The 23660-nt window shown below is 69.4% G+C and carries 15 protein-coding genes; 3 read left to right on the forward strand and 12 right to left on the reverse strand.

Translation table 11 applies throughout. The annotated features are described in order from the left end of the window. Positions 1-31: 31 nt before the first annotated feature. The 4 genes from OG206_RS28415 to OG206_RS28430 all read right to left on the reverse strand — a co-directional run bounded on the left by OG206_RS28415 (position 32) and on the right by OG206_RS28430 (position 7212). A complete protein-coding gene (locus OG206_RS28415) occupies positions 32-1813 on the reverse strand; it encodes an ABC transporter ATP-binding protein (protein ID WP_327121049.1) in 1782 nt (593 codons plus the stop codon). Further along, entirely contained in the window at positions 1810-3642 is a 1833-nt protein-coding gene (locus OG206_RS28420; RefSeq protein ID WP_327121051.1) for an ABC transporter ATP-binding protein, read from the reverse strand. Before OG206_RS28420 ends, OG206_RS28415 begins: the two co-directional genes overlap by 4 nt. Before the next feature lie 134 nt (positions 3643-3776). Continuing rightward, the gene (locus OG206_RS28425) at positions 3777-6719 is read right to left on the reverse strand and encodes an FAD-binding and (Fe-S)-binding domain-containing protein (protein WP_327121052.1); all 2943 of its coding nucleotides are present in this window, start codon (positions 6717-6719) and stop codon (positions 3777-3779) included. A gap of 46 nt (positions 6720-6765) precedes the next feature. Next, positions 6766-7212 carry a MarR family winged helix-turn-helix transcriptional regulator gene (locus tag OG206_RS28430; protein WP_327121054.1) on the reverse strand — a complete coding sequence of 149 codons (447 nt, stop codon included), beginning with the start codon at positions 7210-7212 and terminating at the stop codon, positions 6766-6768. A gap of 151 nt (positions 7213-7363) precedes the next feature. Between OG206_RS28430 and OG206_RS28435 the strand changes: the two genes are divergently transcribed. Beyond that, a complete protein-coding gene (locus OG206_RS28435; RefSeq protein ID WP_327121057.1) occupies positions 7364-9175 on the forward strand; it encodes an ABC transporter ATP-binding protein in 1812 nt (603 codons plus the stop codon). A gap of 290 nt (positions 9176-9465) precedes the next feature. On the opposite strand, the gene OG206_RS28440 is transcribed toward OG206_RS28435, so the two are convergent. Continuing rightward, positions 9466-10533, reverse strand: coding sequence for an FAD-dependent oxidoreductase (locus tag OG206_RS28440; protein ID WP_327122424.1), 1068 nt, complete (start codon positions 10531-10533; stop codon positions 9466-9468). A 136-nt stretch (positions 10534-10669) separates the two neighbouring features. On the opposite strand from OG206_RS28440, the gene OG206_RS28445 reads away from it, so the two are divergent. Next, positions 10670-11092: a secondary thiamine-phosphate synthase enzyme YjbQ gene (locus OG206_RS28445; protein WP_327121059.1), complete on the forward strand. Its 423-nt coding sequence runs from the start codon at positions 10670-10672 to the stop codon at positions 11090-11092. A gap of 543 nt (positions 11093-11635) precedes the next feature. Here the strand turns inward: OG206_RS28445 and OG206_RS28450 are convergent. The 4 genes from OG206_RS28450 to OG206_RS28465 form a co-directional block, all read right to left on the reverse strand. Next, entirely contained in the window at positions 11636-13201 is a 1566-nt protein-coding gene (locus OG206_RS28450) for an ABC transporter substrate-binding protein (protein WP_327121061.1), read from the reverse strand. Positions 13202-14152: 951 nt separating this feature from the next. Next, positions 14153-15415 (reverse strand): DUF6357 family protein, encoded by a 1263-nt coding sequence (locus tag OG206_RS28455; protein WP_327121063.1) that lies wholly within the window; start codon positions 15413-15415, stop codon positions 14153-14155. 99 nt (positions 15416-15514) lie between these two features. Continuing rightward, a complete protein-coding gene (locus OG206_RS28460) occupies positions 15515-16168 on the reverse strand; it encodes a DUF6357 family protein (RefSeq protein WP_327121065.1) in 654 nt (217 codons plus the stop codon). A gap of 325 nt (positions 16169-16493) precedes the next feature. Continuing rightward, positions 16494-16904, reverse strand: a complete 411-nt coding sequence (locus tag OG206_RS28465; RefSeq protein ID WP_327121067.1) for an FKBP-type peptidyl-prolyl cis-trans isomerase — start codon at positions 16902-16904, stop codon at positions 16494-16496. 369 nt (positions 16905-17273) lie between these two features. On the opposite strand from OG206_RS28465, the gene OG206_RS28470 reads away from it, so the two are divergent. Further along, on the forward strand, positions 17274-19577 hold the full coding sequence (locus OG206_RS28470; RefSeq protein ID WP_327121069.1) for a serine/threonine-protein kinase: 2304 nt from the start codon (positions 17274-17276) through the stop codon (positions 19575-19577). 104 nt (positions 19578-19681) lie between these two features. On the opposite strand, the gene OG206_RS28475 is transcribed toward OG206_RS28470, so the two are convergent. The 3 genes from OG206_RS28475 to OG206_RS28485 form a co-directional block, all read right to left on the reverse strand. Then, a complete protein-coding gene (locus OG206_RS28475) occupies positions 19682-20569 on the reverse strand; it encodes a geranyl diphosphate 2-C-methyltransferase (RefSeq protein WP_327121071.1) in 888 nt (295 codons plus the stop codon). 17 nt (positions 20570-20586) lie between these two features. Continuing rightward, on the reverse strand, positions 20587-21891 hold the full coding sequence (locus OG206_RS28480; RefSeq protein WP_327121073.1) for a family 2 encapsulin nanocompartment cargo protein terpene cyclase: 1305 nt from the start codon (positions 21889-21891) through the stop codon (positions 20587-20589). Between the two features lie 110 nt (positions 21892-22001). Further along, positions 22002-23414, reverse strand: coding sequence for a family 2B encapsulin nanocompartment shell protein (locus OG206_RS28485; RefSeq protein WP_327121074.1), 1413 nt, complete (start codon positions 23412-23414; stop codon positions 22002-22004). Positions 23415-23660 lie beyond the last annotated feature (246 nt).

Raw genomic sequence — 23660 nt, forward strand, 5'->3', positions numbered from 1 at the left:
ACCGGTACCACCGACCCCGGACCGCGCCGGCTCAGCCGTGCCAGGAGCGCCACAGCGCCGCGTACGCGCCGTCCGCCGCCACGAGCGCGTCATGACTGCCCAGCTCAGTGATCCGGCCGTCCTCGACCACCGCGATCACGTCGGCGTCGTGCGCGGTGTGCAGCCGGTGCGCGATCGCCACGACCGTGCGGCCGTCGAGCACCTTGGCCAGCGAACGCTCCAGGTGGCGGGCCGCCCTGGGATCGAGCAAGGACGTCGCCTCGTCCAGCACGAGGGTGTGCGGATCCGCCAGCACGAGCCGCGCCAGCGCGATCTGCTGCGCCTGCGCCGGGGTGAGGACGAGGCCGCCGGAGCCGACCTCCGCGTCCAGCCCCTTGTCCAGGGCGCGTGCCCAGCCCTCCGCGTCCACCGCGGCGAGCGACGCCCACAGTTCCGCGTCCTCGGCGCCCGTACGGGCCAGCAGGAGGTTGTCCCGGAGCGACCCCACGAACACGTGGTGCTCCTGGTTGACCAGGGCGACGTGGGACCGCACCCGTTCCGCCGTCATGCGGGACAACTCTGCGCCGCCGAGCGTGACCTCACCCGTCCGGGGGGCGTAGATACCGGCCAGCAGCCGGCCCAGAGTGGATTTGCCCGCACCGGAGGGCCCGACCAGCGCCAGCCGGGTGCCCGGGGCGACCTCCAGGGACACCTGGTGCAGGACGTCCACACCGGCGCGGTACCCGAACCGCACCCCGTCGGCCCTGACCTCACGGCCGTCCGGCCCGACCAGGTCGTCACCGGCGTCCGGCTCGATCTCGCGGACGCCGACCAGCCGGGCCAACGACACCTGAGCGACCTGGAGTTCGTCGTACCAGCGGAGGATGAGGCCGAGCGGGTCCACCATCATCTGCGCCAGCAGCGCACCCGTCGTCAGCTGCCCGACGGTGATCCAGTCCTCCATCACGAACCAGCCGCCCAGCAGCAGCACCGCGCCGAGGATCGTGACGTAGGTGGTGTTGATGACCGGGAAGAGCACCGAGCGCAGGAACAGCGTGTAGCGCTCCCAGGCGGTCCACTCCGCCACCCGCCGGTCCGACAGCGCGATCCTGCGGGCGCCCAGCCGGTGGGACTCCACGGTCCGCCCGGCGTCCACGGTCTCGGCGAGCACCGCCGCGACCGCCGCGTATCCGGCGGCCTCCGAGCGGTACGCCGACGGCGCACGGCGGAAGTACCAGCGGCAGCCGACGACGAGCACCGGCAGCGCGATCAGCACAGCGAGCGCGAGAGGCGGGGCCGTGACCGCGAGCGCGCCGAGCAGCAGACCGGCCCAGACCACGCCGATCGCCAGCTGCGGCACGGCCTCACGCATCGCGTTGGCCAGCCGGTCGATGTCCGTCGTGATCCTCGACAGCAGATCCCCGGTACCGGCCCGCTCCAGGACACCGGGCGGCAGCCCGACCGACCGTACGAGGAAGTCCTCGCGCAGATCGGCCAGCATCTCCTCGCCGAGCATGGCACCGCGCAGCCTCATGGTCCGGGTGAACACGGTCTGCACGACCAGCGCCACGGCGAACACCGCCGCGGTGCGCTCCAGATGCAGGTCCGTCACCCCCTCGGACAGATCCTCGACCAGCCCGCCCAGCAGGTAGGGCCCGGTGATCGACGCGATCACCGCGACCGCGTTGACCGCGATCAGTACCGCGAACGGCCTGCGGTGGCGCCTGAGCAGCGCGCGCACGTAGGCCCGCACCGTCGCCGGCGTTCCCACGGGCAGGGTCGTCGCCGCCTCGGGGGCGGCCGGGTCGTACGCCGGTGGAGCCACGCCGATCATGCTCTCTCCTCGATCTCATCGGCCGTCCGAACCTGCCGGAGGCCGTCGACGACGGTGAGACCGTCCCGCGGGTCCGGTGCCGCGGCCTCGTCCTCGGTCTCGCGGGTGACGACCGCCCGGTAGCGCGGTTCGTCCCGCAGCAGTTCGCGGTGTGTGCCGGCTGCCACGACGGTGCCCTCGTGCACCAGCACGACGCGGTCCGCCAGGTCCAGCAGCAGCGGGGACGACGCGAAGGCCACCGTGGTGCGACCCCGGCGCAGCCGTTCGATGCCGGCCGCGACCCTGGCCTCCGTGTGCGAGTCGACGGCCGAGGTCGGCTCGTCCAGTACGAGCGCCTCCGGATCGGTGACCAGCGAACGCGCCAGCGCGAGCCGTTGCCTCTGACCGCCCGACAGTGACCTTCCACGCTCGGTGATACGGGTGCCCATGGGGTCGCCTGCCGTGTCGGCCGACGCCTGGGCCAGCGCGTCCAGCACGTCGCCGCACTGGGCGGCGGCCAGCGCGTCGCCCGGCGGGACGGCACCCGATGACGGCACGTCCAGCAACTCGCGCAGCGTTCCCGAGAGGAGCACCGGGTCCTTGTCCTGCACCAGCACCGAGGCCCGCGCCGTCGCGAGCGGCAGATCGTCCAGTGGCACACCGCCGAGCAGCACGGAGGGAGACGCGGCCGCGTCGTCCTGACCGGCGTGACCGCCCAACCGTTCGGCGAGCCTGCCCGCCTCGTCGGGATCGCCGCAGACCACGGCCGTGAACAGGCCCTGCGGGGCCATGAGTCCGGTCACCGGGTCGTACAGGTCGCCCCGGGGTGCGGCATCGAGCGTGGAGGCACGGGTGGTGCGGTGCAGCGAGAGCACCCGCACCGCCCGCTGCGCGGAAGGACGCGAGAAGGAGTACGCCATCGCGATCTCCTCCACGTTGCGCAGCGGAAACAGCATCAGGGTCGCCGCGCTGTAGACGGTGACCAGCTGGCCGATGTCGATGCGGCCGTCCCTCGCCAGCGTCGCCCCGTACCAGACGAGCGAGATCAGCAGCACTCCCGGGAGGAACACCTGGACCGCGGAGATGACGGCCCACATGCGGGCGCTGCGCACAGCAGCTTCGCGGACCTCCTGGGAAGCCCGCCGGTAGCGGCCGAGGAACAGGTCCTCACCGCCGATGCCGCGCAGCACCCGGAGCCCGGCGACCGTGTCGGAGGCCAGCTCGGTGGCCCGGCCGGCCTTCTCGCGCTGGAGATCCGCCCTGCGAGTGGCCCGGGGGAGCAGCGGCAGGACGGCCAGGGCGAGGACGGGTGTGGCGATCGCGACCAGCACGCCGAGCGTCGGCAGGTAGAGGACCAGCCCGACGCAGATGAGCACCAGGGCCGTGGCCGCGGCGGCGAACCGGGACAGCGCCTCGACGAACCAGCCGATCTTCTCGACGTCGCCGGTGGACACGGCGACCACCTCGCCCGCGGCCACCCGCCGGGTCAGGGCCGAACCCAGTTCGGCGGTCTTGCGGGCCAGCAGTTGCTGCACGCGTGCGGCGGCCGTGATCCAGTTGGTGACCGCGGTCCGGTGGAGCATGGTGTCGCCCACGGCGATGAGGACGCCGAGGACGAGCAGGAGACCACCGGCCAGCGCCAGGTCGCGGCCGGAACGGTCGATGACGGCCTGGACCGCGAATCCGACGGCGAGCGGGAGGCCCGCGATCGCGCAGTGGTGGAGCAGCCCCCAGGACAGGGACTTGAGCTGACCGGTGATCTGACTCCTTCCTAGCCACAACAGGAAACGGGGGCCGGACCGGACATCAGGATCGCCGGGATCGGAGTACGGAAGATCGCGAATCTGCATGTCGTCCCAGGAATCGGATGGCGGAGGCCACGTGCGGACCACGTGGACCAGCGGGGGACCAAACCGTGCAAGCTTCGCGTCGTGACCCTGCCCGGGGCAACCGATTTGTTTCCGGGAAGCGGGCGCCGGAGCGGTCAGATGGCAGGCCGGGTCGCCTTCTCCAGTTCGATGAGCGCGGAGTGGTAGTGCCGCCCGGTCGCCCGGTCCATCCCGATCTCGCACATCCGGTTCGCCGACAGATACGCGTCGTACTCCCTGGTCCCGACCTCGGCGGCCTCCTTGACTGTCGCGGAGTCGGTGAGCTCCTTGTGCAGCAGGCCCCGGTCACCGGCGAAGGCACAGCAGCCCGCGTCGTCCGGGACGACGACCTCCTCGGCGCACGCCTCGGCCACCGCGTGCAGGTGGGCCGTATCGCCGAGATGTCCCATCGAGCAGGTCGGGTGCAGGACGGCGGAACCCGTCCGGCGGAACACCGTCAGTGAGGGAAGCAGTTCGTCGGCCGCCCAGACGAGGGAGTCGACCACGGTCAGTTCCCGGTGCAGGGCCCGGTTGTCCTCGGTGAGGTACGGCACCACCTCGTGCGCGAGCCCGAGGGTGCAGGACGAGGCGTCGACCACCAGCGGCAGCGTGCCCCCGGCGGTCCATGCCCAGGCCGCCTCCACAATGCGGTTGGCCATGACGGCGTTGGCCGCGTCGTACCCCTTGGAGTGCCAGATCGTCGCGCAGCAGGTCCCCCTGACGTCCTCAGGGATCCAGACGGGCTTCGCCGCCCGGGCGGAGAGGGAGACCACGGCCTCCGCGAGCGACAGGGCCCCCGCGTCCTCGGGACCGGCGAAGACGCGGTTCACACAGGCCGGGTAGTAGACGGCACGGGCGCCCGCCCGGGAGGTGGGCGGCAGCGTGCGGGAAGCGGCGCCAGGCATCGCGGGCAGCCACTCCGGCACCAGATCGGGGCGTACGACTCTGCGGGCCATTCTCGTGACGGACCCGAGGAGCCCGTCACCGGCCCTGCGGGACACGGCGCCCGCCACACCGACCGCCAGCCGGGCCGACGACTCGACGACCTTGAAGTGCCGTGCCGTCAGGACCGCCGCACGCTCCTCCCGCGGGCTGTGCCGGCGATGGCGGAAATCCTTCATCATCGCCCCGGTGTCGATACCGACCGGGCACGCGAGTTTGCAGGTGGAGTCCCCCGCGCAGGTGTCCACCGCGTCGTAGCCGTAGGCGTCCAACAGCTCCGCCTCGACGGGGGAGCCGTCCGGCTGGCGCAGCATCTCCCGGCGCAGCACGATGCGTTGGCGGGGCGTCGTGGTGAGGCCCTCGCTGGGGCAGGTGGGTTCGCAGAACCCGCATTCGATGCACGGGTCGGCGACGGGCTCCACCCCGGGGATCGTCTTGAGCCCGCGCAGATGGGCCCTAGGATCGCGGTCGAGAACGACGCGCGGTGCCAGCACCCCGCCCGGGTCGATCGCCCGCTTCGTCCGCCACATGAGTTCCGTGGCGACAGGGCCCCACTCCCTCTCCAGGAACGGCGCGATGTTGCGGCCGGTCGCGTGTTCCGCCTTGAGCGACCCGTCGAAACGGTCGACGACGAGTGTGCAGAACTCGTCCATGAACGCGGCGTACCTGTCGACGTCGTCGGGCTTCGCCGCGTCGAAGGCGAGCAGGAAGTGCAGATTCCCATGGGCCGCATGGCCTGCCACGGCGGCGTCGAAACCGCGGACGGCCTGGAGGGCGAGCAATGCCTCGCAGGCCTCCGACAACCGGGAGGGCGGCACGGCGAAGTCCTCCGTGACGAGGGTCGTGCCCGCCGGGCGCGAGCCTCCTACCGCGGTCACGAACGCCTTGCGTGCCTTCCAGTAACCGGAGACGGTGCCCGGGTCCCGGGTGAAGCGGTTGGTGACGGAGACCGCCGGGGCCACGAGGCCGAGATCCGCGACGACCGAGGCGGCCACTCGCTCGTAGGCCGTCAGGGCGCTCTCGTCCGGGGCGCGGAACTCCACCAGAAGGGCCGTCGTGCCCTCCGGGAGCGCCGCCCAGTCGGAGGGCACACCCGAAACCCTGACCGAGGCACGCAGCGTGTTGCCGTCCATCAGCTCCACGGCGATCGCACCGGCCTCGTTGAACATCGGTACGGCGGCCGCCGCCGACACGAGGGAGGGGAAGAACAGCAGCGCGGACGCCACATGGCGGTCGAGCGGAAGGGTGTCGAAGACGACCTCGGAGATGAAGCCGAAGGTGCCTTCGGAGCCGACCATGAGACCACGCAGGATCTCCACGGGTGTCGATCCGTCGAGGAACGCGTCGAGGCGATAGCCGTTGGTGTTCTTGATCTCGTACTTGGCGCGGATCCGTGCCGTGAGCCGCTCGTCGGCCTCGATCTCCGCCTTCAGCGCCAGGAGGTCGGTGCACAGGCGCGGCTCGGCGTGACGCAGCAGCTCGTCCGCGTCCGCCTCACCGGTGTCGACCACCGTCCCGCTCGGCAGGACGAAGGTCAGGGAGGAGACCGTGCGGTAAGAATTCCTGGTGGTCCCGGCGGTCATCCCCGAGGCGTTGTTCGCCACGACGCCGCCCACGGTGCAGGCGATGGCACTGGCCGGGTCCGGGCCCAGGATCCGGCCGTGGCGGGCGAGTGCGGCATTGGCCCGCACGACGGTCGTCCCGGGCCGGATCCTTGCGCGGGAACCGCCGTCCAGGACCTCGACCCCCGTCCAGTGGCGGCGCACGTCGACGAGGATGTCCTCCCCCTGCGCCTGGCCGTTGAGGCTGGTGCCGGCGGCCCGGAAGACGACACTGCGGCCATGCCCGTGGGCGTAGGAGAGAATCGCCGAGACGTCGTCGAGGTCCTCGGGGACGAGCACGACCTGGGGCAGGAAGCGGTACGGGCTCGCGTCGGAGGCGTACCGCACGAGGTCGGAGACCTTCCACAGCACCTTCTCCGGACCGAGCAGCGCGGTCAGCCCGGCCCGGAGGTCCGCCGGTGTCCCGGACGCCTTCCAGTCAGGCACCCGATCGGGCGACGGAGCTCGCTCCGCACCGGGGCGGAGGGCTTCCGGCTTCGGCTCCAGGAGCGGCATGGCGAGTCCCCTCGACGGCGCGGGTGCGGGTGTCGCACCGCGAGTCTCAGCAGCGTCGGTGCTCCGGCATTCCGTCGACCAGAGCGGTCAGCAGTCCGCCGAGCACCTCGCGCTGATCGGCGGTCAACGGAGCCAGGATCTCCTCCGCGGCCGCCTTGCGCGCGGCGCGCATCGAGCGGAGCACGGCCCGGCCCTCCTCCGTGATCTCGATGCGGACCACCCTGCGGTTGGTCGGGTCCGGCGCACGCCGCACCCGGCCGCTCGCCTCCAGGCCGTCCACAAGGGTGGTCACGGCCCTGGGGACGACGTCCAGCCTCTGGGCCAGATCGGCCATGCGGGGTGGCCCGTCGTAGTGAGCGGTCGTTCGCAGCAGACGGAACTGGGCCGGTGTGATGCCGATCGGCTCCAGCTGGCGGCTCTGGATGCGCTGGAGGCGGCGCGTGAGGCGCAGCAGTTGTTCGGCCAGCATGCCGTCGGAGTCGGGGGATTCCATGGGGGAACAATATCAGGACATAGCTCATTGTGTATAGAGGTAACAATGAGCTATGCTCTCGAATCGGCTCCTGCGGCGGCCTCCGGGGCACACCCCCGCCCCGTAGGTCCGAGCCCGACCCGCGTCCCCACGCACGCTCTCGAAGGAGCCCATGAAACCCGACGAACCCAGCTGGACACCCGCCGACGCCGAGGCCGGGCAGCCGCCCGCCGAGCTGCGCCGCATCTTCCGGCTGTTCCGCCCCTACCGCGGCAGACTCGCCGTGGTCGCACTCCTGGTCGGCGCATCCTCTCTGGTGTCGGTCGCCTCGCCCTTCCTCCTCCGCGAGATCCTGGACACCGCGATCCCCCAGGGACGCACGGGCCTGCTGACGCTGCTCGCCCTCGGCATGGTCCTCACCGCGGTGATGAACAGTGTCTTCGGCGTCCTGCAGACCCTCATCTCCACGACCGTCGGCCAGCGCGTCATGCACGACCTGCGCACCGCCGTCTACACACAACTGCAGCGGATGCCGCTCGCCTTCTTCACCCGGACCCGCACGGGTGAGGTGCAGTCGCGCATCGCCAACGACATCGGCGGGATGCAGGCGACGGTCACCTCCACCGCGACCTCCCTCGTCTCCAACCTCACCGCGGTCATCGCCACCGTGGTCGCCATGCTCGCGCTGGACTGGCGGCTCACCGTCGTCTCGCTGCTGCTCCTGCCGGTCTTCGTCTGGATCAGCCGTCGCGTGGGCCGGGAGCGCAAGAAGATCACCACCCACCGCCAGCGGCAGATGGCCGCCATGGCTGCCACGGTCACCGAGTCGCTCTCGGTCAGCGGCATCCTGCTCGGTCGCACGATGGGCCGCTCGGACTCTCTCACGAGGGCCTTCACCGAGGAGTCGGAACGCCTGGTCGACCTCGAAGTGCGCTCCAACATGGCCGGACGCTGGCGGATGTCGACGATCGGAATCGTGATGGCGGCCATGCCCGCCGTCATCTACTGGGCGGCGGGGCTCACCCTCCAGTCGGGTGCCACCGGTGTCTCCATCGGGACGCTCGTCGCCTTCGTCTCGCTCCAGCAGGGGCTGTTCCGCCCGGCCGTGAGCCTGCTCTCCACCGGGGTGCAGATGCAGACATCGCTGGCCCTGTTCGCCCGCATCTTCGAGTACCTCGATCTGAAGGTGGACATCACCGAACCCGACACGCCGGTCCGCCTGGAGCACATCCGTGGCGAGGTCGCCTTCGAGGACGTCACCTTCAGCTACGACGAGAAGAGCGGCCCCACCCTGAGCGGTATCGACGTGACGGTACCGGCCGGGAACAGCCTGGCCGTCGTCGGTCCCACCGGATCGGGCAAGTCCACCCTGAGCTACCTGGTGCCGCGCCTGTACGACGTCACGGGCGGCCGCGTCACGATCGACGGCGTCGACGTGCGTGACCTCGACTTCGACACGCTCGCCCGCGCCGTGGGAGTGGTCTCCCAGGAGACCTACCTCTTCCACGCGTCGGTCGCCGAGAACCTCCGCTTCGCCAAGCCGGAGGCCACCGACGAGGAGATCGAGGCCGCTGCCCGAGCCGCGCAGATCCACGAGCACATCGCCGGTCTGCCCGACGGCTACGACACCCTCGTGGGCGAGCGCGGCTACCGGTTCTCGGGCGGCGAGAAGCAGCGGCTGGCGATCGCCCGGACGATTCTCCGAAACCCGCCCGTGCTGATTCTCGACGAGGCGACCAGCGCCCTCGACACCCGAACCGAACACGCCGTGCAACAGGCCATCGACGCCCTGTCCGAGGGCCGCACCACGCTCACCATCGCGCACCGGCTGTCCACCGTCCGGGACGCGGACCAGATCGTGGTGCTGGACGAAGGCCGCGCGGCGGAGCGGGGCACGCACGAGGAGCTGCTCGCCAAGGACGGCCGCTATGCCGCCCTGATCCGCCGCGACAGCAGCGCGACCGCCCCCGCGGCCGCTGTCTGAGAATCGAGCGGAAGCTACGGGGGCTGCGCCGCACGGCATGACCGCAGCCCAAGACAGCACTGCACGGCGTCGGCCTTCCCGGCTACCGCCCCTCGAGACGGCGCCGCGCCCAGGATCACGCCGTCGTCCACGCCGCCGCCGACGCCTGGACGAGCGCCGCCCGCACGAGCGATGGCACGGTGACCTCCTGCCGCCCCGTACTTCGTACGCCCCCGCGAGCTCTTCCGGCGTACGCCCGACGCGCGCACCGCACCGGTCACGTGATGCGTCTCGACCAGTGGACCGGGTGGTCAGCCCAGGGCCGGAACGCCGACCAGCAGCCGGGTGACCGAGCGGGCTGCCGCCCGCCCGGCCCGATTGGCGCCGATGGTGCTGGCGGACGGGCCGTAGCCGACGAGATGGACGCGTGGATCCCGTACGGCCCGCGTCTCCTCGACGCGGATGCCGCCGCCGGGCTCGCGGAGCTTCAGTGGCGCCAGATGGCCGACGGCGGCGCGGAAGCCGGTCGCCCAGAGGATCACGTCGGCCTGCGCGGACCGGCCGTCGGACCAGGCGAGCCCATCCGGGGTGATCCGCTCGAACATCGGGAGGCGGTCCAGGATCCCCCGCTCGCGAGCGAGCCGTACGGCATCGTTGAGCGGCAGACCCGTCACGCTGACCACGCTCTGCGGCGGAAGTCCCCGGCGTACGCGCTCGTCCACCATGGCCACGGCGGCCCGGCCCACATCCTCGCCGAAGGGTCCTTCCCGGAACACCGGGGGCCGACGGGTCACCCAGAACGTTTCCTCGGCCACCTCGGCGATCTCCATCAGATGCTGCGTACCCGACGCGCCGCCGCCGACCACCGCGACCCGCAGGCCGGCGAACTCGGCGGGCCCCGGATAGTTCGCGGTGTGCAGCTGCCGGCCGAGGAAGGAGTCCTGGCCCGGATAGCGCGGCCAGAACGGACGGTCCCACGTGCCGGTGGCATTGACCAGTGCGCGCGTGGAGTACGTGCCTTCGGAGGTCTCGACCCGCAGATGTCCGCCGTCACCCTCGCGTACGGCGCTCACCTCGACGGGCCGGTGCACCCGCAGGCCGAACCGCCGCTCGTACACGTCGAAGTACTCGCCGATGACCTCGGACGAAGGCCGGCTCCCGTCGGCGCCGGTGAGCTCCAGGCCCGGCAGTGAGTGCATGCCGTGCACCTTGCCGTAGGTGAGCGAGGGCCAGCGGAACTGCCACGCACCGCCGGGGCGCGGGGCATGGTCGAGCACCGCGAAGTCCCGGCCGGGCTCGAGTCCGCTGCGGCGCAGGTGATACGCGGCGGACAGCCCCGCCTGACCGGCGCCGATGACGACCACATCCAGTTCGCGGATCCCGATATCGTTCACGCTTCTACCAACTGCGGGCGAGGCCCGTGTCTTCCCGGAGCTTCCGCCGTCGTGCCCGCCCCTGATCCGTTCGACGCGGGCAGACTTCGCACACTTCGGCCCCGCCCGGGAGAATGAGGCCATGTCCGACACCTTTGCCACACACGTGCTCAGCGTCACCACGGGACGGTCCGAAACGGTCACGGACCTGACGGAGGACTGTGCCCAGTTCCTCGCCCGCTCGGCTCCCGGCCGGGACGGCCTGCTCAACATCTTCGTGCCCCACGCCACTGCCGGGATCGCGATTCTGGAGACGGGCGCCGGCAGCGACGACGACCTCCTCGCCGCTCTGCAGGACCTGCTCCCGGCCGACGACCGCTGGCGCCACCGCCACGGCAGCCCGGGACACGGCCGCGACCACGTGCTCCCCGCCCTGGTGCCACCGCATGCGACCCTGCCGGTGATCGGCGGACAACTGGAGCTCGGGACGTGGCAGTCCGTGTGCCTGGTGGATACCAACATCTCTAATTACAACCGTCAGGTGCGGTTGAGCTTCTTCGGCTAGTCGGATGCTTCGGCTGGGACTGTAGAAGGGATGTCAACCACACCAAGTGAGGGCGCGCGATCGCCACATGGCTGTGTGGCGCCTGACGGCAGGCTCAGCGCCTGCTGGTCGCGCACGACCAGCGCCGCGCTGACCTGACCTGTTGAGATGGCGAGCTGGGACCGGCAGCCTGTTGGGGCACTGGGGGATGTGCGTCGCTTCGGGTACTGGGGACCACGTTACGCAGCTCGGCCCCCGGCACGCCCGTACCGGAGCGCCATAGGACTGAGGAACTCAGCGGCGTATCTCCCCGGCTGCTCACAGACCCGGCTCTGCGAGGGTTGAGCCAGGCCGCGCGCCCACACCGTGACTGGCTGGATGCTTCTGCTCGTTGCTCTTGGGAAGAGTGTCGTGGCAGCGTTTGACGCGTGTTCGATAACGGGGATGACATTGCAGGGCCGTCGGCTCGGCGTTCCGAGGTTTCGACCGAACCCGGGCGGTTCGGTCGACGGTCACGTCGGTAGCGGACGGCCCCGGTCAGCTCGTGGACCGTACGGCCTCGGCTCAGTTCTTGTAGAGCTCCCAGAACCTGAACACGGTTGAGACATCCAGGCAGTAGCCGAGGCCATGAACGCCGTCGCGAACAACTCCGTACTGCTTGCCCTGCCACACGGGCAGGATCGGTACTTGATCAGCGACAATGTCCTGGAGGCGCTCGAATGCTTCGTCGGTGGTGCTGCGGTCGATCTCACCGGCAGTGCTCGGGATCAGGGCCTCGTTGATGGTCCGGTTCGAGTAATTGTTGCCCAACACGTTGCCCTCACCGAAAAAGGGCGCGGTGAAGTTGTCGGGATCCGGGTAGTCCGGTACCCACCCCTTGACGTAGACGCCGTACTTCCCCGCAGCGACATCCTTCTGGTAGCGGTCAAAGGGGACGGACTGCACGTCCACCCTGAACAGCCCGCTGGCATTGAGCTGGGCGGCAATCACCCTCAATTCCTGGTCAGTTGCCGGACCGTAACGGGACGGAGTCGACCAGAGAGTCAGCTTGACCTTACTCGTAAAGCCTTCGGTGCTCAGCGCTGCGGCGGCTGCGCTCTTGGACGGGTGGGCGCCGTAGGTGTCGAAGAAGGCCGTATGGTGACCGGTGACGCCTGCGGGGATGATCGAGTACAGCGGGATCGCGGTGTCCTGGTAGACCTGTTGGATGAGGGCGTCCCGGTCGAGCAGGCGAGCGATGGCCTTGCGTACACCGATTTTCCCGACTACGGGGTCGTCCATGTTGAAGACCAGGTGCTGCACCTCGGCGCTACTGCCCTCTATGACCTCAATGCCCTTGCTGTCGTCCTCCTGACCGATACGGTCGATGTCGCGCGCGGTCAGGCCACGGTAGGCGATGTCGACCTTTCCTTCGACCACGGCTTCCTTCAGCCCATTCTGGTCGGAATGAAAAAACTTCAGCGTGACACCGGAGTTCTTTGCCTTGTAGCTGCCCTTGTAGTTCTCGTTCACCGAGAACTTAGCTTCGCCTTTTCCGAAGGAGTCCAGCACGTAGGGGCCTGAGCCGACAGCGTCACCGTCTTTGCGGAGGCCGTTGATCTCATACTGGTGGCGGTCGACAATGGATCCGGCGGCGGAAGCAATCTTGCTGGGGAAAGTGGCGTCAGGGGATTTGAGGTGGAAGGCGACGGTTTTCTCGTCCAACGCTTCGACCGAGTCAAGCGTCTGGAACATGACTGCGGGGCCGGCCTCGTCATTGATCTTGAGTATTCGATCAAAAGAGAACTTGACATCCTCGACAGTGAGCGAGTCGCCATTGCTGAACTCGAGGTTGTCCCTGAGGGTGCATTCGTATACCTGAGCGCGCTTGTCCCTGAAGGAGCACTCCTCGGCGGCCTCTGGTTGCGGCTCCATGCCACCGTAGGGGAAACTGAGAAGCGTCTGGAAGACATTGTTGAACAAAAGCCAGGAGCCCGGGTCGTAACCTGAGGCCGGATCTGTGGCCAGAATGTCCTCCGACATTCCGACAGTTATCGTTGGCTCGCTTGAAAAAGTTCCGCATCCGGTCAAATAAATGGGAGAAAGACCTGCGAGAAAAAGTAAAACCACCCATCGGTTACGAATTCTCACGTTATACCCCTTGTCTTCATTTCTGGTAAGCCTCAAGCGGGGAAAGTGAGCCATATCCAACCTGATGAAAGGTTGTACTGGTGACCCCGACAGCGGACGGCGAAGAAAGCTCCCTCTCAAGGCCCCTGCTGAACAGGCACCCTATCAGCCAAGATCATTAAGTCACCGGCATTGCTACTCGGATTTGTCCCGTACGTGCTGGTCGACGCAGGTTGGTCATGACCGGCCCGGAGTCCGGGCCCTCACCCGCGAGGTGCCCAGCGGCTGGCGCGGCCCGCGTTGGGGAACTCTCCGCCAAACCACCGTGGGGTCTTCGCCGTTGCCAGGTGCTCCCTCGCGGCGATCACCGCGACACCGTCCAGCGGATGCCGGCGCGCCGAGCCCCCCGCCAGGGCGTCCCCCGGTTCCTGGTGGGGACCCGGGGCGCCCGACGTCGGGGGTGGGGCACGCGATGCAGGGCTCCTCCAGTGCCACGACGACCATCACCGGAAGATCGGTGTCCTGCTGGATCACACCGGCGGTCAGGATCCGGCCGTCGAGGATCCGCTTCTTCACCGTGATGCACTCGTCCTTGTCCGCCGCCGTCTGTTCGGCCTCGACGAGGTGGCCGGCGAGAGGGGATTCTTCGATCTCGGGCAGGAAGTCGGCCCACGCCTGCTCCGCCTGCTCGTAGGCGGGCTCCAGGTCGTCGAAGCAGCCCGACTCGTCGACGTCGCGGTGTCTTTCGCGATTCCCCTTCAGGATCGAGGCAATGCTGCCAGCAGATGTGTCCGCTCCCGGTGATCAGCCGGCCGACGTCAGTCGCCAAGTCGGCTCAGGGGTAGCGGGCCGGCAGGCGGAGCCGGCCGCGGGTGCGGTGTTACGAGTCGGGCGGCGGTGGTGGACAGCCGGAGCCGCATCAGTTTGGGTTCCCAGCGGCGGGCAGCGCCGGTGAGGGCAAGCATCGGCCGGCTACGTGGCGTCGCGTCGTCGGCGCGCGCGCTCGAACTCAGCGTTGTCCGATATCCAAGTGCCGTGCTGTTCGAGCGAGGCGCAGCCCCCGCGGACGAAGGCACTCACCAGCTTCCGGTACCCGCTGATCCCGTCGACCAGGCTGTACTCGACCCGGTACTCCGGATCCGACCCGCCTTCACCCTCGCGCACCGTCGTGACCCGGGCGACGGAGTCCGCGTAGAAGTGGAGCTGGATTCCCTCACCCATTTCGTCGTCCTCGATGGTGAACACCTCGTTGTCCGCGGCAGAGCGATCGCCGACGAACTCCCAGAACTCCGCGGTCGCGGTGCGGGGATCGTCCTGGACCCACCTCTTCTCGACGCCCTTGTCGTCGGTGAACGACAGGATCGTCTTCCTCGCACTCTCGCCGAAGTCGGCGCGGTCGCCAGCAGCCTCCTCGTCGTCCTCCAGGGGTGTGTTCCTGGAGCGGCCCGCTGCCTCCGAGCACATCAGGAAGCTCACGGTGTGCACCGCCTCATCGACGAGCTCAGGGTGTGCACGGCGCACGGCCGCGTCGACCGTCGTCGCCATCCGGTCCCAGTCACGCTTGTCCGTTGCACGCTTTCCCCGACGCGGATCGCGGCCGATCCGCATCCCGGCGCATGCCTGCTCCGCGGTGGCGATCACACGTATGACCTCGGGCAGCACCGCGGGGTCGACGGCATCAGGCAGCCGCCTCGGAACCGTCGCGCCGTGCAGGTACTGGCCCGTGAACCTCAGTATCGCGGTGTCGAGTGGGCCGAGTTCCGTTCCGCGCTCGGCGCGACGGCGGTTCGCGTGGTACTCCTGAGCCCGTTTCCCGTTGGACGTCTCTGTCGCCGTGCCCATCGCCGCGCAGACCTGACCGCGCTCGAGCAGATCGATGTCTGCTCCATGGGCGATGAGCCGACCCCTGTCCCACGGAACGCGTCGGAAGAGAGCGTCGACGTCAGCACGCGAGGAAAGGAGGATCGGGTCCAGGAGTGCGACGGCAGCGCCCTCGTCGAGTCGGCCCCGGGTTCCGGCGGCGTCGCACAGCGGAAGAACCGCACTCCACAGCAGCAGGTGTCTGGCCAGGTCCTCCCGGATCACCGCAAGATGGGCTTCCTCGATCGAGAACATGAATGTGCGAGGTGCGTGGTTGGCGTCGGCCCCGGCACCGAGCATCAGTTTCAGCTCACCGTCCTCCCGGATCACGTTCGGGATCCAGCCGCTCCTGCGCGTGAAAACGATGTCTCTCATGGTCTCCGTCTTCCTCATCCGACGAGATGGTCGAGTCAGGCGTCGAACCGCACTCCGCCGAGTTCCGCTACGGAACACGCTCCACCCCGAACCATCAGTTCATGACCACCGTTCACATTCGACGTCGAGACGCTTGTCGGTGCGCACCCAGACTTCGCCATCCGCGGCCTCAGCCGGGGCGTCGACTCGTTCGAGACCGAGGCATTCGATCAGCCCGAGCAGTTCGGCTCGTTCAGCCCGGTCATCGTCGACGCCGTGCGAGTCGAAGAAGACGTAGTACTGATTGCTCGGATCTACGATGCCTGAATTCACCCAGATCCGGGCGACCTCTTCGATTGCTGCGGCTTCGGTCGTGATCGTGGCGGCTCGGGCAGCGCCGCGAGTCTCCGGTGACGCGTCGAGGTCGGCGAGGTCCGAGAACCACTGGCCGAAGTAGTCGAGGCCGGCATATCCGTTCTCGAAGAACAGCATGGCGCTCGGGAGGTATCGGTTGGGCCTGTCCACTTCGAGGTATTCGGACCGGCGTTGGCCCGCCACCTCGATCCGGGCGATCACACCTCGACCGGGCATGAGCACCAAGCTTTGGCCCGCCGGTTCATCCTCGATGGTGTAGCTTTCGGAATCTCGATTCCGGAAGAACGCGGAGAATGCCACGTACGCTTCCTGAGGGTCGCCTACGGACACCTTCTGGTCGTTGCCATCACCGACAGCGAAGACGAACTGTTTCGGTCCGGGGTTGTAAGGGCGAGCCATATGCGACCTTCCTCCACGTGTGATTCTCCACAGCGTAGTCGCGTCAGATCAGGCGCACGGACCTGCCGTTCCTCGCCGACGAATTGCCGGAAGAGCTTGCCGCACCGGAGTCAGAGTTCCGCGCGCCTGCAGTTCGTTCGGCACGTTCACGCCCAGCGTCGGCTACGTCCCTGATCCGCTGCCCCGTGCGTGGCCCGGTGCGTCCGACGGCAGTCGACCAGGCCGCAGTCGGCTTGAGGTTCCTCGGTCAGTGGGTCCGGCCGAGCCGACCGGGCAGAGCGTGGCTCCAGGCCGGTGGCTGAAGACGGCAACTGCCTTTCCGAGGTCAGGCCGAGCCGGGCCTCGCTCCGGCGGGCCCGCCCACGACTGTGAGCAGGTCCACGACGAAGATCAGCGTCGAGTTCGCCGGGATCGAAGAAGAGGGTGACTGGCTGCCGTAACCGAGTCGCGGGGGGACGATGATCTCGCGTCGGCCGCCGACCTTCATTCCCCTCACTCCCCGGTCCCAGCCCTTGATGGCTTTGCCGCCACCCACGGCGAACTTGAACGGACGGCCCCGCTCCCAGGAGGAGTCGAACTCCCGTCCGGACGCGAACGTGACGCCCACGTAGTGAACCAGGACGACCCTGCCCGGCTGCGCCTCGGGCCCGTCCCCGACCACGAGGTCCCGGATCGTCAGTTCGGAGGGCGCGTCACCCGCCGGAACCTCGACTCGGGGCTTCGTCGGTTCGCTCATCACGGTCCCATCGCTCGCCACCGGAAGCCCTGCACGGGCGTCCGGACACATGGGCATTCCATGCGGCAGACGCTCACGCTACCGGCAATACCCGTGCACCGCAGTCGGGCAAGGGGCGGACGCTGATCGTCGTGTGGATGCGTCGAGGCTCGCCATCGGAGCGGCGGCGTTGCCGCCGTGCGCGACGAATCTCCCTCCTGCGGCGGTGGTTTCAGACTTCGTCGGCGGGTGATGGGAAGCGCGCCCTGGCCCTCTGTCCGCCACCCGCTTCGCTGCGCCGCGCTGCCCTGCGGCTAGTTTGGGTGCAGGACAGACGGATACGCAGGCCCGTGGCCGCAGAGGTCCACGACGGACGGGAGGTCGGGAAGAGTGTCGCTGCGCGGAGGTGATCCAGCCGAGATCGGAGGCTATCCGCTTGAGGCGCGGCTCGGTTCGGGCGGCATGGGCACGGTCTTTCTGGCCCGTACGAGTTCTGGGCGGCCCGTCGCGATCAAGCTGATCCACCAGCAGTTCGCGGGGGACGAGGAGTTCCGCATCCGCTTCCGGCAGGAGGTGGAGGCGGCGAGGCGGGTGAGCGGTGCGTTCACCGCTGCCGTGGTCGATGCCGCTCCCGATGCCGAGCAGCCGTGGATGGCCACGACCTACATCGAGGGGGACACGCTCGCCCAGCGCATCGCTGCGAAGGGCCCGTTGGACGGAGCGGAGCTGAGGAAGCTGGCCATCGGGCTGGCGGAGGCACTGCGGGACATCCACAGGGTCGGGGTCGTCCACCGCGATCTGAAGCCCTCGAACGTCGTGCTCTCGCCCGAGGGCCCGCGCGTCATCGACTTCGGCATCTCGCGCGCCGCGGACCAGCAGACGCTGACCATGACAGGGCGGGTCATCGGCACCCCGCCCTTCATGTCCCCCGAGCAGTTGCAGGCGCCGCGCGGTGTGGGGCCACGGTCCGACGTCTTCTCGCTGGGGACACTGCTGGTGTACTCGGCGACCGGCCACGGGCCCTTCGATGCGGACAGCCCGTACATGACGGCCTATCAAGTCGTCCACGAGGAGCCGTCACTGGGTGCTGTGCCCGCGGCCCTGCGCACGGTCGTGGAGTCGTGCCTGGACAAGGAGCCAGAGGGGCGCCCCTCTGCGGACGAACTCCTCGTGCTGCTGCGGGACCTGCCCGCCGACCTCGGTGAAGCCGGTTCGTGCGGGGCGGACGTGAGCGGCCGTACCCGCGACATGATCACCCAGCATCACCTTGCGACCCACGCCACCCCGGCGCCGGCCGCGCCGACCACCGCCCCGGAGGATCCGGTCAGCGGGAACGAAGGCAACGGGAACGAAGGCAACGGGAACGAAGGCACCGGGAACACCGCCGCCGCCGCCGGCGGCGGCACCGCCGTCCCCCTAGGCCGCCGCCTGGGTCGCCGGTGGCGTCCTGTGCTCGCCGCCGCGGTCGCGGTGGCGGCGATCGGCGGCGGAGTCGCCGCGATGAAGACGGGCGGCTTCGGCGACGACAAGGGTGAGAGCGCCGCGGCGGCGAGCGCCGTGCTCCCGGCGGGCTTCGAGCCGTGGCGCACGACGGTGCCGGGCGGTCAGGAGGACATCCCCGACGAGCTGCGGTGCGTCGCGCGTGGCGACGCGCTGTTCTGCGGCGGCGGAGGTGTCGTCGCGACGCGCATGAGAGTCCAGGACGGCTCGCGGGTGTGGACGGCGAAGAGCCCGGGCGTTCCCGTCCAGGGCATGCACCTGGTGGGTGCCACCGATGACACGGTGCTCGGTTACCGCTTCGCCGCCGAGGACGCTCCGCAGGACCCTCCCGCTGAGGTGGTGGCCCTCGACGCGAACAGCGGCCGTGAGCTGTGGTCCGTGCCGTCCGGTGCGCAGTCGACGGCCGTCACGGGCCGGTCCCAGGACGCCGTGGTGATCGGCTCCGCCGTCGTGACGGTCGACGGTTCCTACTCCCGCTTCGAGGCCCGGGACGCCCACAGCGGTGAGATCGGCTGGACGACGCCGTTCCCCACCGGTATGCGGTGCGCTCCCGTCCCGGCGGGCCCGCAGCTTCTCGCGATGTGCGCGAGGGATGCGGAGCTGGACGACTCCGAGGTGCGCCGCCCCACCCTGCACACGCTCGACCGCGCCACGGGGACGCTGGGCCGGCCCACTGCTGTCGACGGCCCTGCCGTGCCGATGGGCGTCGCCGACGGCAGGCTCGTACTCCTCCAAGTGCGCATGGAGGGAACGGCGGCTGCCGGCTACGACGGGGTGGCGCGGGTCGATGTGTCCTCGCGGAAGGTGACATACGCCCCGCTCGCCAAGACGTACGCGGGGACGCCCGGAATGGCGGGCGGGACCGTCTACGTGAGCGGGCAGACCGGTCTTGTCGCAGCGCTCGACCCCGTGACCGGCCGGACGAAGTGGTCGAGGCAGACGAGCGTGGAGGGTGCCTCGGGGCCCACCGCGGGAGCCGACGCACTGTATTTCAGCTCGGGCACAGGGCGGGTGGTCGCCCTGTCGCCGTCCGGTGGCAAGCCCCTCTGGTCAACAGATCCGCAGGCCGACGGTCTGACGGGTGAGCAGAGCGCGAGCCCGCGCGTGACCGTCGCGGGGCGTGCGGTGATCGTGACCGCGACCGAGAACACCGTCTTCGCCTTCGACGTGCGCAAGCCGCCGAAGTCCGGATGAGGGCGCACGACGCCACCACGCGGGTCATGGGGTGGGCCCGTCCGCCCGGACGGGCCCACCCCCGGTCGGGGCCCGTTCCGCCCGGACGGGCCCCGACCGGCGGGTCAGACGCGGTCCGCCGCGATGAGCAGGTACTGGAAGGACCCGTCCCTGTAGGAGTTGATGAACGCGTCCTCGATCCCCGTGACCAGGGACGAGGTGGCGCGCAACTCCCAGTAGGGCAGGGTGTCCGGGGTGAGGTCGATGACGGCCTGCGGCACGAGGCGGTTGTCGGCCATGGCGCGCATGTACTCGCGGCGTGAGTGGATGTTGCACTCGAAGTGCGCGTTGATCTGGGAGACCCACTTGGAGGGCTGGCCGTACCGCGGGTTCCAGCAGCCGGTGATGGTCACATAGCGGCCGCCGACCTTGAGCATGCGGGAGTGTTCGGCGAAGAGGTCGTCCAGGTCCACGTACATGCTCGACTCGTTGTTCCACGAGGCGGCGGCCGACCCGGTCTCGAACGGCGTGGCGAGCATGTTGCAGACGCGGGCGCGGACGTGGTCCTGGACGCCGAGGTCGTGTGCACGGGTGTTGGCGAAGTCGGCCTGCTTGGCCGACAGCGTCACGCCTTCCACCTTGCATCCGAAGCGCTGGTGCGCCATCACCATCGAGCCGCCACGGCCGCAGCCGGCGTCCACCAGGGTGTCGTCACCCCCGATGTCACCGAGATGCCCGAGAAGGTAATCGGCCTGTGCCGACTCCAGTCGGTGCAGCTCGGCGATCAGCTTCTTCTCGCTCGCGCTGTCCTCGGCGTCGCCGAGGGCCGCGTGGTCGACGTCACCGATGCCGTAGTGGTGGTGGTAGAGGCCGTCCACATCGCCGAGCCGCAGGTTCACGGGCCTGGCCTCCCCGTCCCAGTAGCGGGCGATGTCCCCCTGGTAGGGCGTTGCCGGGCGGGGGATGCGCAGGGCGGTGGAGGTGGCGGCGGCGGTGAGTTCGGTGCTGGTCACAGATGAGTCCATTTCTCTTACCAGAAGTCGGGCAGGCTGTAGCGGTAGGTATTGGTCTGATGCCAGTGGTGGTTGCCGTCGACCCATGCGGCGACGCCCCGTAGGAAGCGCTGCACGGCCGGGGCGGGGCAGGCCCCGGCCAGGGCGGATGCCTCGGTCTCGAAGGCGCGCATGAGGTCGTTGTGGACCTCGACGGACTTCAGGTAGGCGTCCTGTTCGGAGATGCCCTCGCGCTCGGCGATCACGACGGGCAGGTTCAGGTGCTGACCCGGAGCGTCGAGTTCCTTGGTGTACGAGTACAGGTCGTTCACGATCGTCGTCGCGTTTCCCGCGAGAGCGATGACCTTCTGCATGGCGGCCTGGGCGTGCAGGTCCGCCGGCAGTTCGTAGCCGCCGACGGTGTCGGTGATGGTCGGGCAGGGGCGGAAGTTGTTGAACTGGCGCATCGCCAGGTACTCCCACACCTCCGGGACGTGGTCCAGCTGCGCCCAGGCCGCTTCGGCGAGGTACCCCATGTGCAGCCGGGCCATGTCGTGCCGGAACCGGTCCGCCTGCGACGGGCTCGCCGCTCGGACGAAGTACTCCATGGCGGAGCGGTAGGCGCGCCGGGGGGCGTCCGCGTGGAGGGACTCCTCCCACCGCGGCTGGTACTCCTCCGTCGTGTACAGCGGGTCCAGGGCGGTGTGCGCCAGCAGAAGACGTTCGCCGAGGCCGACCGGCGATCCGCCGTGGTCCTCGCAGTAGCAGTCGTCCACGGCGTTCTCGGCCACCATCAGACGGGTGGCGAGCATCAGGTGGTCGACGGTGGGGGCGTCCGGATGGCAGCCGACCATGTAGCGGCCCACGGAGAACCCGTCGAACTCCTCCTCCCAGTCGTCGGGATACAGGCTGACCTCGTCCAGGGCCCAGGCCTTGATCCTCCGGCTCACCTCCTCCACCCGCACCGGATCGGGTTCGGGCACCGGGTGGTAGTACAGACCCGGGACCGGCGTGCCCTCCACCGTGCCCGTGGACGGGTCAGACAACACCGGCACTTCTCCCCGCAGGGTCAGGCGCAGGCCCGCCGTACCCAGGCCACTGGGGCCGCGCAGGACCCGGCTCAGGCCGTCGCCCGGAACCTCCGCCGCGGGCGTGCCGGGAGGGGCCGGAGAGGGTGCGGACATCGCGGACGGGGTGAGTGCGGAAGGCGCGCCGGGCAGGCCGCCGGTGGCGGCGCTGATGTCGCACGCGCGGGCCGCGGCGGAGGCGAGCAGGTGCGCACCGAAGCGGGACGCGGACTCCGGCAGGCTCGATCGTGGCGGTGGCAGCTCAGGCACGGGCATCCATGACTCCTTGGCCTAGGTGGGGTGGACTGCGGTTCCGAAGCCCCCGGGGGGCGGGGCGCCCCGAGACGGTCGGGGTTGTCGCGCCGGGCCCTCCGGGGCCGCGTCCGCTACCTGGGCCAGTGGGCGATCTGCACGTTCTCCAGCACGCCGACCGCATCCGGCACGAGGATGGCGGCGGAGTAGTAGGTACTGACGAGGTAGGACGTGATCGCCCTCTCGTCGAGGCTCATGAAGCGGACCGACAGACCCGGTTCGTACTCGTCGGGCAACCCGGTCTGGCGCAGACCGATGACGCCCTGGTTCTCCTCGCCGGTACGCATGGCGAGGATCGAACTGGTCTTCTCCGGCGTGACGGGGATCTTGTTGCAGGGGAGGATCGGTACCCCGCGCCAGGCGGGAACCCGCTGGCCGCCGAGGTCGACGTGGTCCGGATAGATCCCGTACGAGTTGAATCCGCGTCCGATCGCCGCGATCGTCCGGGGGTGCGCGAGGAAGAACTTGGTGCCGCGGCGCCGGCAGAGCAGTTCGTCCATGTCGTCCGGAGTCGGCGGACCGGCGTGCGGCTGGATGCGCTGCTTGAAGTCGGCGTTGTGGAGCAGGCCGAACTCCCTGTTGTTGATGAGCTCGTGCTCCTGCCGCTCGCGCAGCGCCTCGACGGTGAGCCTGAGTTGCTCCTTCGTCTGGTCCATCGGCCCGTTGTAGAGGTCGGAGACCCTGGTGTGGATCCGCAGGATGGTCTGGGCGACCGAGAGTTCGTACTCGCGCGGCTTCAGTTCGTAGTCGACGAAGGCGCCCGGCAGTTCGTGCTCGCCCAGGTGGCCGGCCGACATCGCGATCTCCGCCTCGCCGCGATGGTTCTGCCGCCGGCGGGAGAGCGCGGAGAACTCTTCGAGATGGGCTCGCAGGCTCGGTGCCGTGGACAGCACGGCTGCGAAGTCGGTGCGTGACAGGGTGAGCAGTGTGCCCGAGGTCTCGGCGGTGGCGGTGTGCTCCCACCGGGCGTCCTCGTCCAGCAGGGCGTTGTCGCCGAACCGGTCGCCGTCGGCGAGCACGTCCAGCGCCACCTCGTCGCCGTACTGGCCGGCCGAGGCCCGGTTGATGCGGCCGTGGGCGATCAGATGGAGCTTGTCGGCGGGGCTGCCACGCTCGACCAGCGTCTCGCCGACGCCGAAGTCGCGCTGGACGCAGCGGTCGGCGAGGGCGGTCAGCACCTCCACGTCGTCGAAGCCACGCAGCAGGGCGAGTTCGCCGAGCTCGCGGGGAATCACCCGGACGTCGGCTCCGTCCTGGACGAAGTCGATGCTCCCGTCGCCGACGGTGTACGTCAGACGGCGGTTCACCCGGTAGGCACCGCCCTGGGTCTCCACCCAGGGGAGCATGCGCAGCAGCCAGCGGGAGGAGATCTCCTGCATCTGCGGGGCGGACTTGGTCGTGGTGGCGAGGTTACGGGCAGCGGCCGTGCCCAGACTGGACTGCCTGGGCAGATCCAGTCCCGCTTCCGGGGTCGAGTCAACAGTCATCGGGCACGCTCTCCTTGGTCGGGGCGGTGAAGCGCATATGAGGACGTCACCGGGCATCAGGAGGGAAACGGGGTAGTCGACCGGGAACCCGTCCAGATCGCTGGAGACACTACGGGCCACGTCACCCCCCGGACCAAGGGAAGTCGCCGACATTAACTCGATGCGATGATCGCGCCCGCGCGATGTTTGTCGAGGTACCGATGTGTTTCGGCCGTGCCCGGAGGCGGGTCCCGGCAAGCCGCCGGC

This window comes from Streptomyces sp. NBC_01341, from assembly GCF_035946055.1.
GTDB lineage: Bacteria > Actinomycetota > Actinomycetes > Streptomycetales > Streptomycetaceae > Streptomyces.

What these genes read in the sequence shown, in the direction of transcription:
- OG206_RS28435 (WP_327121057.1), top strand. Translation starts at nt 7,364, where the DNA reads ATGAAACCCGACGAACCCAGCTGGACACCCGCCGACGCCGAGGCCGGG.
- OG206_RS28455 (WP_327121063.1), bottom strand. Translation starts at nt 15,415, where the DNA reads ATGAGAGACATCGTTTTCACGCGCAGGAGCGGCTGGATCCCGAACGTG.
- OG206_RS28480 (WP_327121073.1), bottom strand. Translation starts at nt 21,891, where the DNA reads ATGCCCGTGCCTGAGCTGCCACCGCCACGATCGAGCCTGCCGGAGTCC.
- OG206_RS28420 (WP_327121051.1), bottom strand. Translation starts at nt 3,642, where the DNA reads ATGCAGATTCGCGATCTTCCGTACTCCGATCCCGGCGATCCTGATGTC.
- OG206_RS28465 (WP_327121067.1), bottom strand. Translation starts at nt 16,904, where the DNA reads ATGAGCGAACCGACGAAGCCCCGAGTCGAGGTTCCGGCGGGTGACGCG.
- OG206_RS28415 (WP_327121049.1), bottom strand. Translation starts at nt 1,813, where the DNA reads ATGATCGGCGTGGCTCCACCGGCGTACGACCCGGCCGCCCCCGAGGCG.
- OG206_RS28460 (WP_327121065.1), bottom strand. Translation starts at nt 16,168, where the DNA reads ATGGCTCGCCCTTACAACCCCGGACCGAAACAGTTCGTCTTCGCTGTC.
- OG206_RS28445 (WP_327121059.1), top strand. Translation starts at nt 10,670, where the DNA reads ATGTCCGACACCTTTGCCACACACGTGCTCAGCGTCACCACGGGACGG.
- OG206_RS28425 (WP_327121052.1), bottom strand. Translation starts at nt 6,719, where the DNA reads ATGCCGCTCCTGGAGCCGAAGCCGGAAGCCCTCCGCCCCGGTGCGGAG.
- OG206_RS28430 (WP_327121054.1), bottom strand. Translation starts at nt 7,212, where the DNA reads ATGGAATCCCCCGACTCCGACGGCATGCTGGCCGAACAACTGCTGCGC.
- OG206_RS28485 (WP_327121074.1), bottom strand. Translation starts at nt 23,414, where the DNA reads ATGACTGTTGACTCGACCCCGGAAGCGGGACTGGATCTGCCCAGGCAG.